Annotated in this window: 13 protein-coding genes and 1 other annotated feature; all 13 genes read left to right on the forward strand. The window is 39.6% G+C overall.

Translation table 11 applies throughout. From position 1 onward, the window contains the following. Positions 1–146 precede the first annotated feature (146 nt). A complete protein-coding gene (nusG, locus tag JKP73_RS19620) occupies positions 147–683 on the forward strand; it encodes a transcription termination/antitermination protein NusG (protein WP_021292726.1) in 537 nt (178 codons plus the stop codon). 159 nt (positions 684–842) lie between these two features. Next, positions 843–1,268, forward strand: coding sequence for a 50S ribosomal protein L11 (rplK, locus tag JKP73_RS19625; protein ID WP_021292725.1), 426 nt, complete (start codon positions 843–845; stop codon positions 1,266–1,268). A gap of 263 nt (positions 1,269–1,531) precedes the next feature. Continuing rightward, positions 1,532–2,230 (forward strand): 50S ribosomal protein L1, encoded by a 699-nt coding sequence (rplA, locus tag JKP73_RS19630; RefSeq protein WP_038245928.1) that lies wholly within the window; start codon positions 1,532–1,534, stop codon positions 2,228–2,230. Positions 2,231–2,277: 47 nt separating this feature from the next. Continuing rightward, positions 2,278–2,429 (forward strand) — a sequence feature (ribosomal protein L10 leader region). A gap of 49 nt (positions 2,430–2,478) precedes the next feature. Further along, positions 2,479–2,979: a 50S ribosomal protein L10 gene (rplJ, locus tag JKP73_RS19635; RefSeq protein ID WP_021292723.1), complete on the forward strand. Its 501-nt coding sequence runs from the start codon at positions 2,479–2,481 to the stop codon at positions 2,977–2,979. Positions 2,980–3,033: 54 nt separating this feature from the next. Then, positions 3,034–3,405 carry a 50S ribosomal protein L7/L12 gene (gene rplL, locus JKP73_RS19640; RefSeq protein ID WP_222860455.1) on the forward strand — a complete coding sequence of 124 codons (372 nt, stop codon included), beginning with the start codon at positions 3,034–3,036 and terminating at the stop codon, positions 3,403–3,405. Between the two features lie 134 nt (positions 3,406–3,539). Beyond that, positions 3,540–4,142 (forward strand): class I SAM-dependent methyltransferase, encoded by a 603-nt coding sequence (locus JKP73_RS19645; protein WP_021292721.1) that lies wholly within the window; start codon positions 3,540–3,542, stop codon positions 4,140–4,142. 398 nt (positions 4,143–4,540) lie between these two features. After that, complete coding sequence (gene rpoB / locus JKP73_RS19650) at positions 4,541–8,077, forward strand: DNA-directed RNA polymerase subunit beta (RefSeq protein WP_021292719.1); 3,537 nt, start codon at positions 4,541–4,543, stop codon at positions 8,075–8,077. 106 nt (positions 8,078–8,183) lie between these two features. Beyond that, a complete protein-coding gene (rpoC, locus tag JKP73_RS19655; protein ID WP_021292718.1) occupies positions 8,184–11,795 on the forward strand; it encodes a DNA-directed RNA polymerase subunit beta' in 3,612 nt (1,203 codons plus the stop codon). A 180-nt stretch (positions 11,796–11,975) separates the two neighbouring features. Beyond that, positions 11,976–12,230: a ribosomal L7Ae/L30e/S12e/Gadd45 family protein gene (locus tag JKP73_RS19660; RefSeq protein ID WP_021292717.1), complete on the forward strand. Its 255-nt coding sequence runs from the start codon at positions 11,976–11,978 to the stop codon at positions 12,228–12,230. A 128-nt stretch (positions 12,231–12,358) separates the two neighbouring features. Next, a complete protein-coding gene (gene rpsL, locus JKP73_RS19665) occupies positions 12,359–12,772 on the forward strand; it encodes a 30S ribosomal protein S12 (protein WP_021292716.1) in 414 nt (137 codons plus the stop codon). 42 nt (positions 12,773–12,814) lie between these two features. Beyond that, positions 12,815–13,285 carry a 30S ribosomal protein S7 gene (gene rpsG / locus JKP73_RS19670; RefSeq protein WP_021292715.1) on the forward strand — a complete coding sequence of 157 codons (471 nt, stop codon included), beginning with the start codon at positions 12,815–12,817 and terminating at the stop codon, positions 13,283–13,285. A gap of 36 nt (positions 13,286–13,321) precedes the next feature. After that, positions 13,322–15,400, forward strand: a complete 2,079-nt coding sequence (fusA, locus tag JKP73_RS19675) for an elongation factor G (RefSeq protein WP_021292714.1) — start codon at positions 13,322–13,324, stop codon at positions 15,398–15,400. Between the two features lie 125 nt (positions 15,401–15,525). Further along, complete coding sequence (tuf, locus tag JKP73_RS19680; RefSeq protein ID WP_021292713.1) at positions 15,526–16,716, forward strand: elongation factor Tu; 1,191 nt, start codon at positions 15,526–15,528, stop codon at positions 16,714–16,716. The last annotated feature ends 301 nt before the right edge of the window (positions 16,717–17,017 follow it).

Consider the following 17,017-nt stretch of genomic DNA (forward strand, 5'->3'; position numbering starts at 1 on the left):
GAAAAACCCGGAGGAAAACGGGTTTTTTAAATTGGCAAATAAATGTAATGAGAATCAATTGAAAATTAAGGGGATATCCCCTCATTTCATATAAAATGACTAATAGTAAAAGGGAGGGAAGGACAAAGTTAGATTGTCCTAATAAAATGGAGAAAAATTGGTATGTCGTTCACACATACTCTGGTTATGAGAACAAAGTAAAAATGAATTTAGAAAAACGTGTCCAATCAATGGGGATGGAAGACAAGATCTTCCGTGTTATTGTCCCAGAGGATGAAGAAACGGAAATAAAAAATGGGAAGAAGAAAGTAACGAAGAAAAAGTTCTTTCCTGGTTATGTATTAACAGAGATGGTTATGACTGATGATTCTTGGTATGTGGTAAGGAATACACCTGGTGTAACTGGCTTTATTGGTTCAAGTGGCGGTGGAACGAAACCAACTCCATTGCTGCCAGATGAAGTAGAGAGTGTGCTAAAACGTATGGGTGTGGATGAAGCTGTCGTACAGTTTGACTTTGAATTAAAAGAAAATGTACGAGTAACAGATGGCCCCTTTACTGATTTCACAGGCAGTATTGAAAATATAGATACGGATAAACAAAAAGTGAAAGTTCACGTAAATATGTTTGGCAGAGAGACACCTGTAGAATTGGACTTCTCTCAAATTGAAAAACTATCATAAAACAACAAAAGAAAATTAGACAAACCTTGCATTATTTTAAAATCCATGCTAAAATTCTTTTGTTATTCATGTATCTACCCCATAGGTAGAACAAATTTGAGTGGGAGGGCACCACAAGGACCCTATTACCACATCACGGACTTTAAGGAGGTGTGTCTCGTGGCTAAAAAAGTAATTAAGCTTGTAAAATTACAAATCCCGGCTGGGAAAGCAAATCCAGCTCCGCCAGTAGGTCCTGCATTAGGTCAGGCAGGTGTGAATATCATGGGATTCTGTAAAGAATTCAACGCACGTACGCAAGATCAAGCGGGTATGATTATCCCTGTTGAAATTACGGTGTTTGAAGACCGTTCATTTACATTTATTACAAAAACTCCACCTGCAGCTGTGCTGTTGAAAAAAGCAGCTGGTATTGAAACTGCTTCAGGTGAGCCTAATCGTAATAAAGTCGCTACAATTAAACGCGATAAAGTAAAAGAAATCGCAGAAACAAAAATGCCTGATTTAAATGCTGCTGACGTAGAAGCAGCGATGCGCATGGTTGAAGGAACCGCACGCAGCATGGGTATCAACATCGAAGACTAATCATGATGACCTATGTGCAGTCAACAGTAGCTATTTAGCTTGTTGACTAGTCAGCATTCTTACTTTGCGAAGCCAATCTTTGCATTGGAATGTTTACTGAGAGTACGGTATAGGTTGCGGTTGGGTTGCCTCTCGCAACCTTTTTCGTGAAGATGATAATTCGGTTTGGTACCAAATTATCCTCTTAAGCTTTATAAAAGCCGGGTCGTGCTTTTATAAGTGGGAGGTATAACCGTTATAACCACATTAGAGGAGGAAATAAAATGGCTAAAAAAGGAAAAAAACATCAAGAAGCTTTGAAGCTTGTTGATCGTTCAAAATCATATGAAGTAGCTGAAGCAATTGCTCTAGTTAAAGAGACTGCAAAAGCTAATTTCGATGAAACAGTAGAAGCTGCTTTTCGTTTAGGAGTAGATCCGAAGAAAGCAGATCAGCAAATTCGGGGAGCAATGGTGCTTCCTCATGGAACAGGTAAATCACAACGAGTGCTTGTTTTCGCTAAAGGTGATAAAGCGAAAGAAGCGGAAGCTGCTGGTGCTGATTATGTTGGAGAATCTGACTATATCAACAAAATTAACCAAGGCTGGTTTGAGTTTGATGTAGTAGTTGCTACTCCAGACATGATGGCAGAAGTTGGTAAACTTGGACGTGTATTAGGACCAAAAGGTCTAATGCCGAATCCAAAAACAGGAACAGTTACATTTGAAGTAGAAAAAGCTGTTCAAGATATTAAAGCGGGTAAAGTTGAATACCGTGTAGATAAATCTGCTAACATTCATGTTCCAATCGGCAAGATTTCATTTGATAATCAGAAACTTGTTGAGAACTTTGAAGCTATTACAGATACGCTTGTTAAAGCGAAGCCTCAAGCTTCTAAAGGGACGTACATGAAAAATGCATCTGTCGCTTCAACGATGGGGCCTGGAATCCGTGTTGACGTTTCAAATATGGTTCGTCGATAAAAAGTTATTGACTTTTTATTAAGAATTCGTTATACTGATTTTTGGCGATAAAAGAATATGTTGTACCGTAGACAGCAGGGACGCGCAGACGTTTAATTCATCCTGCCGAGGTGTTTATAAATAAATTGGTAATCGACTGATGTGTGATTCCAATAAAAATAAGCTCCCATGTCTGCGTGGGAGCTTTTTTAATAACTATAATTGCTTTGAGAATACGGTATAATAAGTAACTTTTAGGAGGTGGAAGAATGTCTGATATTATCGAACAAAAGAAACAACTTGTCGAAGAAATTAAAGATAAATTCTTGGCAAGTGAAACTTCAGTAGTAGTAGATTACCGAGGTTTGAATGTTGCAGAAGTAACAGAGCTACGTCAGCAACTGCGTGCAGAGGGGATAGAATTCAAAGTGTACAAAAACTCTATGACTCGCCGCGCGGTAGAGGCTGCTGAATTAAATGATCTTAGTGAAACGCTTGTTGGACCGTCTGCTGTTGCATTTAGTAATGACGATGTAGTAGCTCCAGCAAGAGTCCTGAATGAGTTTGCTAAAAAACATGAAGCACTTGAAATCAAAGGTGGCGTAATTCAAGGGAATGTTGCTACAATTGATCAAATTAAAGAATTAGCAGATCTTCCAAATTACGAAGGTATGGTATCTATGCTTCTTAGTGTGCTTCAAGCACCAATTCGTAATCTTGCATATGCTACTCAAGCAGTTGCAGATCAAAAAGAGGAACAAGGCGCTTAATTGGACCGTTTCGGTATAAACAATAAATAATTTATAAAAATTAGGAGGAAAAATATCATGACTAAAGAACAAATCATTGATGCAGTTAAAGAAATGTCTGTATTAGAACTTAATGATTTAGTGAAAGCAATTGAAGAAGAATTTGGAGTAACAGCTGCAGCACCTGTAGCAGTAGCAGGTGGAGCTGCTGGCGGTGGCGAAGCTGCTGAAGAACAAACTGAATTTGATGTAGTGCTTAATGATGCTGGCGCTTCTAAAATTAAGGTTGTTAAAGCAGTACGTGAAATCACTGGTCTAGGTCTTAAAGATGCAAAAGACCTTGTTGATAATGCACCAAAACCAGTAAAAGAAGGCGTATCTAAAGAAGACGCTGAAGAAGTTAAAGGTAAGCTAGAAGAAGCAGGTGCAACTGTAGAAGTTAAGTAATTAATTTCAATATCTGGAGCTCGTCGTATTACTGCGGCGGGCTCTCTATATATCTTATAATAGAAGCTATGGAATATGCGGCTTTTAATAATAATGAATACAGCCTTCAATTTTTAATTAAAAGTAGGTGCCAAATGACAGAGCATTACTTTTCGCAAAAACCTCAAACAAAAAGTTCACCAGAAACTTGGGATTATCTATTAAACGGTAAAACTTTTACATTTACAAGTGACATCGGTGTGTTCTCTAAAAATGAAGTAGATTTCGGGAGTAAACAGTTGATTGAACAATTTAAAGAACCGGCTATTACAGGTGATCTATTAGATCTTGGTTGTGGTTATGGACCAATTGGTATCGCAATTGCAGACAAGTATAAAGATCGCCATCTTGTTATGGTTGATATTAATGAACGTGCAATTGCATTAGCTGAGCAGAACGCTTCTCGAAATCAAGTTACTAATGTTGAATGTATGGAGAGTGATCGTTTATCCGCTGTTAAAAACAGAAGTTTTGCAGCCATCCTCACTAATCCTCCTATACGGGCGGGTAAAAAAGTAGTACACCAAATGTTTGTGGAGGCTCAACAAGTATTGAAAGAACATGGTGAATTATGGGTGGTCATTCAAAAAAAGCAAGGAGCTCCCTCTGCCAAAGAGAAACTAGCAAGTCTGTTTGGTGAAGTTGAAGTGGTTGCAAAAAACAAAGGTTATTATATCTTTCGGGCCACGAACGTTTGACCCGCCACCTCACTTGTGATAAGATAGAAAAATGCTAACATGGGGGTTCTTATGTCAAGGATTTAATTCATGAATTCACTAGGTATATTTCATTGAACTTCGGAAACAATGGTAAAATCGGAAAAAATTGGCTTTTGTTTCGCTAATTTTAATAAGTTCATAAAGTGAGGAATTTGTTTCATGAATGATCTTTCTAACTTGTTATCAGATGAACCAATAGTATACGCTTGTAATGATAAAGTATTGCAAGTCTGTTAAGTATGTTTAGCGATTTATGTTAATCGATATTCGAAAAACCAAAGGGAGCTTTTGCTTCTATTTCGGTTTTTCTAATTATATTAAATTTGGAGTAGAATTACAATCTACGAAAAAAATGTATGATTTAAGGGGTGAAGCAGTTGACAGGACAATTAGTTCAGTATGGACGGCACCGCCAGCGTAGAAGCTATGCACGTATCAGCGAAGTATTAGAGTTGCCGAATCTAATCGAGATCCAAACCGCATCATATGATTGGTTTTTAGAAGAGGGTCTACGAGAAATGTTTCAAGATATTTCACCAATTGAAGACTTCACAGGTAATTTATCACTTGAATTTGTCGACTACAGTTTAGGAGAGCCTAAATATCCAGTGGATGAATCGAAAGAAAGAGATGTAACGTACAATGCTCCGCTTCGTGTGAAGGTTCGTTTAATTAACAATGAAACTGGTGAAGTGAAAGAGCAGGAAGTGTTCATGGGTGATTTTCCATTAATGACAGATACAGGTACTTTTGTAATTAATGGTGCAGAACGTGTTATCGTTTCGCAGCTCGTACGATCACCTAGTGTTTATTATAATGAAAAAATAGATAAAAATGGGAAGAGGGGCGTTGCTGCAACTGTTATTCCTAACCGAGGAGCTTGGTTGGAGTTTGAAACAGATGCCAAAGACGTTGTTCACGTCCGTATCGATCGTACACGTAAATTGCCAATCACTGTGCTCTTACGTGCACTTGGTTTTGGTACGGATCAGGAAATAATTGACCTGATAGGTGATAATGAGTACCTAAAAAACACACTCGAAAAGGATAACACAGAAACAACAGAAAAAGCGTTGCTGGAAATCTATGAGCGCTTACGTCCTGGAGAGCCACCAACTGTTGAAAACGCCAAGAGTTTGTTAGTTTCTCGCTTTTTTGATCCAAAACGTTATGACCTTGCACATGTAGGTCGTTACAAAATGAACAAAAAGCTTCATATAAAAAATCGCTTGTTTAACCAAGTGCTAGCAGAATCGGTTGTCGATCCAGAAACTGGTGAAGTATTAGCTGAAAAAGGTGACAAGTTAGAAAGAAAATTACTAAACAAAATCATTCCTTACCTAGAACGTGAAGAAGAAAAAATCGGTGAAAAAGTACTTGAACCAAAAGATGGAGTACTGGATGATGAGATTTTACTTCAATCCATTAAAATCGTTGACCCTACTGACCCGAGCGGAGAAAGAGAATTAAATGTAATCGGAAATGCGGGTATTGATGCAGGTGTTAAGAATATTACACCAGCTGACATTTTATCTGCAATCAGTTACTTCTTTAATTTACTTCATCAAGTAGGAGACACAGATGATATCGATCATTTAGGTAATCGTCGCTTGCGTTCTGTTGGGGAATTATTACAGAATCAATTCCGTATCGGCCTGTCTCGTATGGAGCGTGTGGTTCGGGAGAGAATGTCGATCCAAGACACATCGAGTATCACGCCACAACAGTTGATTAATATTCGTCCGGTTATTGCTTCTATCAAGGAATTCTTTGGTAGCTCGCAATTGTCACAATTCATGGATCAAACCAATCCGCTTGCTGAGCTAACACATAAACGGCGTTTGTCTGCACTAGGTCCTGGTGGTTTGACGCGTGAACGCGCAGGATTTGAAGTACGTGACGTTCACTATTCTCACTATGGACGTATGTGTCCAATTGAAACACCGGAAGGTCCGAATATTGGTTTAATTAACTCGTTATCAAGTTTTGCCAAGGTCAATAAATTTGGGTTTATCGAAACACCTTATCGCCGCGTTGATCCAGAGACAGGTAAAGTAACGGCACAGATCGATTACCTTACTGCTGATGAGGAAGATAATTATGTTGTTGCTCAGGCAAATGCCAAACTTACAGAAGATGGTCGATTTGCTGATGAAGAAGTAATTGCTCGTTTCCGTGGGGAGAACACGATTGTTCCACGTGAAAAACTTGATTATATGGATGTGTCACCAAAACAGGTGGTATCAGCTGCGACTGCTTGTATTCCTTTCTTAGAAAACGATGACTCTAACCGAGCCTTAATGGGTGCAAACATGCAGCGTCAAGCTGTACCGTTGATGCAACCTGAAGCACCGATTGTCGGCACTGGAATGGAATATGTAAATGGTAAGGATTCTGGAGCTGCAATTATTTGCCGTCACGAAGGTGTTGTAGAGCGCGTAGAAGCTAAGCAAGTACATGTTCGTAGAATCTCAAATGTAGATGGAAAAGAAGTTAAAGGTGATCTTGATGAATATAAAATGCAAAAGTTTATTCGTTCTAACCAAGGTACGTGTTATAACCAACGCCCAATTGTCAGTGAAGGTGACCGTGTAACGAAAGGTGAAATCCTAGCCGATGGTCCATCAATGGAGGACGGTGAACTTGCGCTTGGACGCAACGTTCTTGTCGGTTTCATGACATGGGAAGGTTATAACTACGAGGACGCCATTATTATGAGTGAACGACTTGTAAAAGATGATGTTTATACTTCCATTCATATTGAGGAGTATGAGTCCGAAGCACGTGATACGAAGCTTGGACCGGAAGAAATCACTAGAGACATTCCAAACGTTGGAGAAGATGCCTTGAAAAACCTAAACGAATATGGAATTATTCGCGTTGGTGCTGAAGTCTCTGATGGAGATATTCTAGTTGGTAAAGTAACACCAAAAGGGGTTACCGAATTATCAGCTGAAGAACGCCTCCTTCATGCCATCTTTGGTGAAAAAGCTCGAGAAGTTCGTGATACTTCATTACGTGTGCCTCATGGAGCTGGTGGTATTGTTTTAGATGTTAAAATCTTTAACCGCGAAGACGGTGACGAATTACCTCCAGGAGTGAATGAATTGGTTCGTGTATATATTGTGCAAAAACGTAAAATACACGAAGGAGATAAAATGGCCGGTCGACACGGTAATAAAGGTGTTATTTCAAAAATCTTACCAGAAGAGGATATGCCTTTCTTACCAGACGGTACGCCAATTGATATTATGCTTAACCCATTGGGGGTACCATCACGAATGAACATCGGACAGGTGTTTGAATTACATTTAGGTATGGCTGCAAGAGCTCTTGGTCTTCATGTTGCTACACCAGTATTTGATGGTGCGAGGGAAGAAGATGTTTGGGAGACACTTGAAGAAGCTGGCATGCCTAGAGATGCCAAAACCATTCTTTACGATGGAAGATCTGGTGAACCATTTGACAATCGTGTGTCAGTAGGTGTCATGTATATGATCAAACTTGCGCATATGGTTGATGACAAGTTACATGCTCGTTCAACAGGTCCTTATTCTCTAGTAACGCAACAACCACTTGGTGGTAAAGCACAATTTGGTGGTCAGCGTTTCGGTGAGATGGAGGTATGGGCACTTGAGGCTTATGGTGCTGCTTATACACTGCAAGAAATCTTAACAGTGAAATCGGATGATGTTGTCGGACGTGTTAAAACATACGAGGCAATTGTAAAAGGCGATAATGTACCAGAACCCGGAGTACCTGAATCCTTTAAAGTACTAATTAAAGAATTGCAAAGCCTTGGTATGGATGTCAAAATGCTGTCTAGCGATGAAGAAGAAATAGAAATGCGTGAATTAGAGGAAGAAGAAACACAGCAGGCAAGTAAGCTTAATATTGAAGTAGAAGAAAATTAAAAGCTAAATAGGTTGGCTTTACAGGAGTCAACCTAAAAGCTTTCAATTATAAATCAGATACATTGGTAGCTTGGTAAAATCGGACACTAAAAGGGAGGTTGGCCCCTTGCTAGATGTAAATAATTTTGAGTATATGAAAATAGGTTTGGCTTCACCGGAGAAAATTCGTTCATGGTCATATGGTGAAGTTAAAAAGCCTGAAACGATTAATTACCGTACACTAAAGCCTGAAAAAGATGGATTGTTCTGCGAACGAATTTTTGGGCCGCAAAAAGATTGGGAATGTCATTGCGGGAAATACAAACGAGTACGCTATAAAGGTGTTGTTTGTGACCGTTGTGGAGTAGAGGTAACGAAAGCTAAAGTTCGTCGTGAACGTATGGGTCACATTGAACTAGCAGCACCAGTATCCCATATTTGGTATTTTAAAGGAATCCCAAGCCGAATGGGTCTTGTTTTAGACATGTCGCCACGTGCGTTAGAGGAAGTAATTTACTTCGCTGCGTATATTGTGACAGAAACTGGGAATACACCTTTAGAAAAGAAACAATTATTGTCTGAAAAGGAATACCGGGCTTATTACGATAAATACGGAAAATCTTTTAAAGCCCAAATGGGTGCAGAAGCAATCCGTAAGTTACTGCAAGACATTGACTTAGAAAAAGAAGTAGATGTATTAAAAGAAGAGTTAAAAACAGCACAAGGACAGCGCAGAACACGTGCTATTAAGCGATTAGAAGTATTGGAGTCTTTCCGCCATTCTGGGAACGAAGCATCTTGGATGATTTTAGATGTTTTACCAGTTATTCCACCGGAAATTCGTCCAATGGTTCAACTAGATGGCGGTCGTTTTGCTACATCAGATTTAAATGACCTATATCGCCGTGTAATCAATCGGAACAACCGACTAAAACGTTTGTTAGACCTAGGTGCACCGAGCATTATTGTTCAAAATGAAAAGCGTATGCTACAAGAAGCGGTAGATGCATTGATTGATAATGGCCGCCGTGGTCGTCCGGTAACCGGTCCTGGAAATCGTCCACTAAAATCTCTTTCCCATATGTTGAAAGGGAAACAAGGACGCTTCCGTCAAAACCTATTAGGTAAACGTGTAGACTACTCTGGACGTTCAGTAATCGTCGTTGGGCCACATTTGAAGATGTATCAATGTGGATTGCCAAAAGAAATGGCGCTAGAGCTTTTCAAACCATTTATCATGAAAGAACTTGTAGAAAAAGGGATTGCACATAATATTAAATCGGCAAAACGGAAAGTTGAACGCGTGCATCCGGAGGTTTGGGATGTTTTAGAAGAAGTAATTAAAGAGCATCCAGTATTGCTTAACCGTGCACCAACGCTACACAGGTTAGGTATTCAAGCTTTCGAACCTACACTAGTGGAAGGTCGTGCGATTCGACTGCATCCGTTAGTATGTACAGCTTATAACGCCGACTTTGATGGTGACCAAATGGCTGTTCACGTACCGTTATCTGCAGAGGCGCAAGCAGAAGCAAGAATTCTTATGTTAGCTGCGCAAAACATCCTTAACCCGAAAGATGGGAAGCCGGTTGTTACTCCATCTCAGGATATGGTATTGGGTAACTATTATCTTACACTTGAACGCGAGAATGCTATTGGCGAGGGTTCTGTGTTTAATGATTTAAATGAAGCATTGCTAGCTTACCAAAATGGATATGTTCACTTGCACACTAGAGTGGCAGTGCACACTTCTGGATTAAGCAATAAATCTTTCTCAGATGAACGCCAATCTCAATTATTGATTACGACAGTTGGTAAGTTAATTTTTAACGAGATTTTACCAGAGTCGTTCCCGTATATTAACGAACCTACACAGGCTAATCTGGAGGAACGTACCCCAGAAATGTACTTTGTGGAAAAAGGAACAGACATTAAAGAGGTTATTCAATCTCGCGAAATCATAAAACCGTTCAAAAAAGGATTCTTGGGTGATATTATTGCTGAAGTCTTTAAACGGTTTAAAATTAGCGAAACCTCAAAAATGTTAGATAGAATGAAAGACCTTGGCTTTAGTTACTCTACAAAAGCGGGTATGACCGTAGGTATTTCTGATATCGTGGTACTTCCAGAGAAAGAAGAAATACTCGAAGAAGCACAAATGAAAGTAGATAAAGTCCTGAAACAGTTCCGTCGTGGTCTGATTACAGATGATGAACGTTATGATCGAGTTATTTCTGTCTGGTCACAAGCGAAAGATACCATTCAAGATAAGTTAATGCACTCACTTAGCAGTAGAAACCCTATCTTTATGATGAGTGATTCTGGTGCAAGGGGTAACGCATCTAACTTTACGCAGCTTGCCGGTATGCGTGGGCTAATGGCAAACCCAGCTGGTAAGATTATTGAATTACCGATTAAATCAAGCTTCCGTGAAGGGTTAACTGTATTAGAGTACTTTATTTCTACGCACGGTGCTCGTAAAGGTCTTGCTGATACAGCATTGAAGACGGCCGATTCTGGTTACCTAACAAGACGACTTGTTGATGTTGCACAAGATGTTATTGTTCGCGAACAAGACTGTGGTACGGATCGAGGGTTAACCGTATCTGCTTTACAAGAAGGTTCGGAAATGATTGAACCATTAATTGATCGTTTAATCGGACGTATAGCATTCTATGAAGTGAAACATCCTGAAACCAACGAAGTACTTGTTGAAGCTGACGCCTTAATTTCTGAGGATCAAGCGAAACAAATTACCGAAGCGGGTATTGAGAAGGTAACGATCCGCAGTGCGTTTACTTGTAACACCAAACATGGTGTTTGCCAAAAATGTTATGGTCGAAACCTAGCAACTGGTGCTGACGTTGAAGTTGGTGAAGCAGTAGGAATTATTGCCGCTCAATCTATCGGTGAACCAGGTACACAGCTAACGATGCGTACATTCCATACTGGTGGTGTTGCTGGAGACGATATTACTCAAGGTCTACCGCGTATCCAAGAATTATTTGAAGCGCGTAATCCGAAAGGGCAAGCGGTTATTAGTGAAATTTTCGGTACGGTACATGAAATCAAGGAAGTAAAAGACCGACAAGAAGTGGTTGTTCAAGGTGAAGTCGAACAACGTTCCTATACCGTTCCTTATAATGCTCGACTTAAGGTTACTGTGGGCGATGAAATCATTGCAGGTCAAGAACTAACAGAAGGTTCGATTGATCCAAAAGATCTCTTACGCATTCAAGGTGTAGAAGGCGTGCAAGACTACTTGCTACGGGAAGTTCAACGAGTTTACCGAATGCAAGGGGTAGAAATTGGTGATAAGCACGTAGAAGTAATGGTACGCCAGATGCTTCGTAAGATCCGTGTAACAGATTCTGGAGATACGAATGTACTGCCAGGATCGTTGTTAGAGCTTCATCAATTTAGAGATGCCAACCACACGGTGCTAAATGAAGGATATCAACCTGCTATTGGAAAACCGGTATTACTTGGTATTACAAAAGCATCTCTTGAAACAGATTCATTCTTATCTGCAGCATCCTTCCAAGAAACAACAAGAGTTCTTACCGATGCAGCAATTAAAGGTAAGCGCGATGAATTACTTGGTCTTAAAGAGAATGTTATTATTGGTAAACTTGTACCAGCTGGTACGGGAATGCAGCGATATCGTAAAGTACAACCAGCAACTGATGAACCAATAGAAGTTGAAGAAGTAGAAGAAACAACAGAAACTGTACAATAAGAAAATGACTCCTTGCATATCGTAATTGATATGTGAGGAGTCCATATAGTACAGTATAAAAAGGACAAGTGAGCTTGACGGAAGTGTAAAAATATCTATTTTTATATTGACATAAAAAAATGCCAGTGATAGAATATTCAAGGTGCTTCCGATTATACTTGTTGCTTTGGAGGATATGGAATGTCTTATGAAAAAGTAATGCAAGTTCAATCAAGGGTAATTATCGGATTAAAGCAAACACTTAAAGCCATGAAAAATGGTGAGATAAGTGAAGTGTTTATTGCTGATGATGCTGATCAACATATGACACAAAAAGTTTCAAGTTTGGCTAAAGAGCTTGATATCCCATGTCATTATGTGGATTCTAAAGAAAAACTCGGAGCTGCATGTGGCATTGAGGTGGGGGCATCAACAGTGGCAATTAAACATGGATAGTTTTGACGAAAAATCGTTAAAACTTTGTTTTTTGCCAAAAGATGAACCACCTGGATGTGTGGAATTAAACATCCCGCTAAGATCATTAGTTGAACAGATGATATAGATAAAGAAAGGAGGAAAATAGAATGCCTACTATTAATCAGCTTGTACGCAAAGGACGCGTAAGCAAACCAAAGAAGTCTGACTCTCCAGCACTTAATAAAGGGTACAATAGCTTCAAAAAGAAATTCACAGATCAAAATTCTCCACAAAAACGTGGCGTTTGTACTCGTGTTGGTACACTAACACCTAAGAAACCAAACTCAGCGCTTCGTAAATATGCACGTGTACGTCTTTCTAACAACATGGAAGTAACTGCATATATCCCTGGAATTGGTCACAATCTGCAAGAGCACAGTGTTGTACTTCTACGTGGAGGTCGTGTTAAAGACTTACCTGGTGTACGTTATCACATTGTTCGTGGTGCGCTAGATACTGCAGGTGTAGAAGGACGTAAACAAGGTCGTTCTAAATACGGTACGAAAAAATCAAAAAAATAAGTAAGTGACTATATACCAGACAGAAGAAAGGAGGAAGGACATATGCCACGTAAAGGACCAGTACCTAAACGCGATGTCTTGCCAGATCCACTTTATCAATCAAAATTAGTGACTCGTTTAATTAACCAAATTATGGTTGATGGAAAAAGAGGGAAAGCTCAAAAAATTCTTTATCGCGCATTTGAACTTGTTTCAGAAAGAAGCGGTCAAAATGCAATGGAAGTATTTGAGCAGGCAATGAAAAATGTAATGCCAGTTCTTGAGGTTCGTGCACGTCGTGTTGGTGGATCTAACTACCAAGTACCGATGGAAGTACGCCCGGAACGTCGCCAAGCATTAGGTCTACGTTATATCGTGAATTATTCTCGCCTACGCGGGGAAAAAACAATGGAAGAACGCCTTGCAAACGAAATTTTAGATGCTTCTAATAATACAGGCGCTTCTGTTAAAAAACGCGAAGAAATGCACAAAATGGCGGAAGCTAACAAAGCATTCGCACACTATCGCTGGTAATTTAAAACAAACCCAAGCTAGGAAGGAGAAGAATACATGGCTAGAGAATTCTCCTTGGAAAAGACGCGTAATATTGGTATTATGGCACACATTGATGCAGGTAAGACCACTACTACCGAGCGTATTCTTTTCTATACAGGACGTATTCATAAGATTGGTGAAACACATGAAGGTGCTTCACAGATGGACTGGATGGAGCAGGAGCAAGAACGCGGAATTACAATTACTTCCGCAGCAACGACTGCTGCTTGGAAAGAACATCGTATTAACATCATCGATACACCTGGACACGTAGACTTCACTGTAGAAGTTGAACGTTCTTTACGTGTACTTGATGGTGCAGTAACGGTTCTTGATGCCCAATCTGGTGTTGAACCACAGACAGAAACAGTATGGCGTCAAGCAACAACTTATGGTGTACCTCGTATTGTATTCATTAACAAAATGGATAAAGTCGGTGCTGATTTCCTTTATTCTACCGGAACATTAAAAGAGCGCTTAGGTGCTAATGCACATCCGGTTCAGTTACCAATCGGTGCTGAAGATGATTTTGAAGGTCTGATTGACTTGATCACCATGAAAGCATTCTATTATGAAGATGATCTTGGTACTCGTGCAGAATCACGTGAGATTCCTGCAGAATATAAAGATAAAGCTGAAGAACTTCGTGCTAGCCTAATTGAGGCTGTTTCTGAACTTGATGAAGACTTAATGATGAAGTATTTAGAAGGGGAAGAAATTTCTAACGAAGAACTTAAGCTGGCAATTCGTAAAGCTACACTAAATGTTGAGTTTTATCCAGTTTATGCTGGATCAGCATTTAAAAACAAGGGTGTGCAATTAATGCTTGATGGTGTTATTGATTATCTTCCTGCTCCAACGGATGTAGCTGCTATTGAGGGTATTGTACCTCAAACAGAAGAAGAAGTAACTCGTCCTTCTGATGATAATGCACCATTCTCTGCGTTAGCATTTAAGGTTATGACGGACCCGTATGTAGGGAAACTTACTTTCTTCCGCGTATACTCTGGGACATTAGATTCCGGTTCTTACGTGAAAAACTCTGTGAAGGATAAACGTGAGCGTGTAGGACGTATTTTACAAATGCATGCGAATTCGCGTGAAGAGATCTCTAGAGTTTATGCTGGTGAGATCGCAGCTGCAGTTGGTTTAAAAGATACATCTACTGGTGATACTCTTTGTGACGAGAAAAACCTAGTTATTCTTGAATCCATGGAATTCCCAGAACCAGTACTTGGTGTAGCAATCGAACCAAAAACAAAAGCAGACCAAGATAAAATGGCAATTGCTTTAGGAAAATTAGCCGAAGAAGATCCAACATTTAAAACGGAAACAGATGAAGAAACAGGGCAAACCATTATCTCTGGTATGGGTGAACTTCACCTTGATGTCATTGTTGACCGTCTAAAACGTGAGTTTAAAGTAGAAGCGAATGTTGGTGCTCCACAGGTTTCTTATCGCGAAACATTCCGTTCATCTGCTGAAGTTGAAGGGAAATTCGTACGTCAGTCTGGTGGTCGTGGACAATACGGTCACGTTTGGGTTAAATTTGAACCAAACGAAGAAGGCGCTGGCTTCGAATTTGAAAATAAAATTGTTGGTGGGGTAGTTCCTAGAGAATATATTCCTTCTGTACAAAATGGTATCGAAGAAGCATTGGAAAATGGTGTATTAGCTGGCTATCCATTAATCGATGTGAAAGCAACACTATATGATGGTAGTTACCATGACGTTGACTCAAACGAGATGGCGTTTAAAGTTGCTGGTTCATTAGCACTAAAAGCTGCTAAAAACAAATGTAGCCCAGTTCTACTTGAGCCTATTGCAAAAGTAGAAATTGTTATCCCAGAAGAGTACATGGGAGATATTATGGGTGATGTTACAGCACGTCGTGGTCGTGTAGAAGGAATGGAAGCGCGTGGACCACTTCAAGTTGTTAAAGGTTTCGTGCCTTTAGCTGAAATGTTCGGTTATGCAACGGCTCTACGTTCTAACACACAAGGTCGCGGAACATTCACAATGCATTTTGATCATTATGAAGAAGTACCTAAGAGTATTTCTGAAGAAATAATTAAGAAAAATGCAGGCGAATAATTGATTTTTTAATTAATCTAAAGTATAACTTGTATTAAAGGCTAAGAAATGATAGGAAGTATTGTTTCTTAGCTAACCATAAATATTAAAAAAACACTTTTACTTATTTAAAGGAGGAACTATAAATGGCTAAAGAAAAGTTCGATCGCTCTAAAAGTCACGTGAACGTTGGTACAATTGGACACGTTGACCATGGTAAAACTACGTTAACTGCAGCAATTACAATTGTAATGCACAAAAAATCTGGTAAAGGTACTGAAATGGCTTATGACCAAATCGATAACGCGCCAGAAGAGAAAGAGCGTGGAATCACTATCGCAACTTCTCACGTAGAATATGAAACTGACACTCGTCACTATGCACACGTTGACTGCCCAGGACACGCTGACTATGTTAAAAACATGATCACTGGTGCTGCTCAAATGGACGGCGCTATCCTAGTAGTATCTGCTGCAGATGGTCCAATGCCACAAACTCGTGAGCACATCCTACTATCTAAAAACGTTGGGGTACCTTCCATCGTTGTATTCCTTAACAAAACAGATATGGTAGATGACGAAGAGCTTCTTGAACTTGTTGAAATGGAAGTTCGTGACCTATTAACAGAATACGATTTCCCTGGTGATGATGTACCAGTAATCAAAGGTTCTGCCCTTAAAGCAATTGAAGGAGATGCAGAATACGAAGAGAAAATCGTTGAACTTATGGCTGCAGTTGATGAGTACATTCCAACTCCAGACCGTGACAAAGATAAACCATTCATGATGCCAGTTGAGGACGTATTCTCAATCACTGGTCGTGGTACAGTTGCTACTGGTCGTGTAGAACGTGGTGAAGTACGTGTTGGTGATGATGTTGAAATCATCGGCCTTAACGAAAAAGCTGCTAAAACTACTGTAACTGGTGTAGAAATGTTCCGTAAGCTTCTAGATTACGCTGAAGCTGGCGATAACATTGGTGCACTACTACGTGGTGTAGCACGTGATGATATCAACCGTGGACAAGTGTTGGCTAAACCAGGTTCAATCACTCCACACACGAAATTTAAATCTGAAGTTTACGTACTATCTAAAGAAGAAGGTGGACGTCATACTCCGTTCTTCCAAAACTATCGTCCACAATTCTATTTCCGTACTACTGACGTAACTGGTGTTATCACTCTACCAGAAGGTACTGAAATGGTTATGCCTGGAGATAACATTGAAATGACTGTAGAGCTTATTTCCCCAATCGCTATTGAAGATGGTACTCGCTTCTCTATTCGTGAAGGCGGACGTACAGTTGGATCTGGCGTTGTAACTGAAATTAACGAGTAATTAAATAAAAAAACCGTAGATGTAACATTCATCTGCGGTTTTTTATTATGTTGATTTCGTATTATTTTTTTGAACTTCTCAACAAGGTCTAAACCTATTTATAGCATGCTTTTTAGTGCAAGAAACCTTAACTCAGAAATGAAACTTGCAGATTGCTAAAAATTTCTGCTTACTACTAATAGAAAATTTCTTTCATCCCTTGCAATCACTAGCTATAACAAGTATAATACATAAATGTGCAATTACCTATAAATTATCGATAAAGGGTTGCATTGACCAGCTATATTCTATATAATAAGAA

Source organism: Virgibacillus salexigens (genome assembly GCF_014905415.1).
GTDB lineage: Bacteria > Bacillota > Bacilli > Bacillales > Amphibacillaceae > Virgibacillus > Virgibacillus salexigens.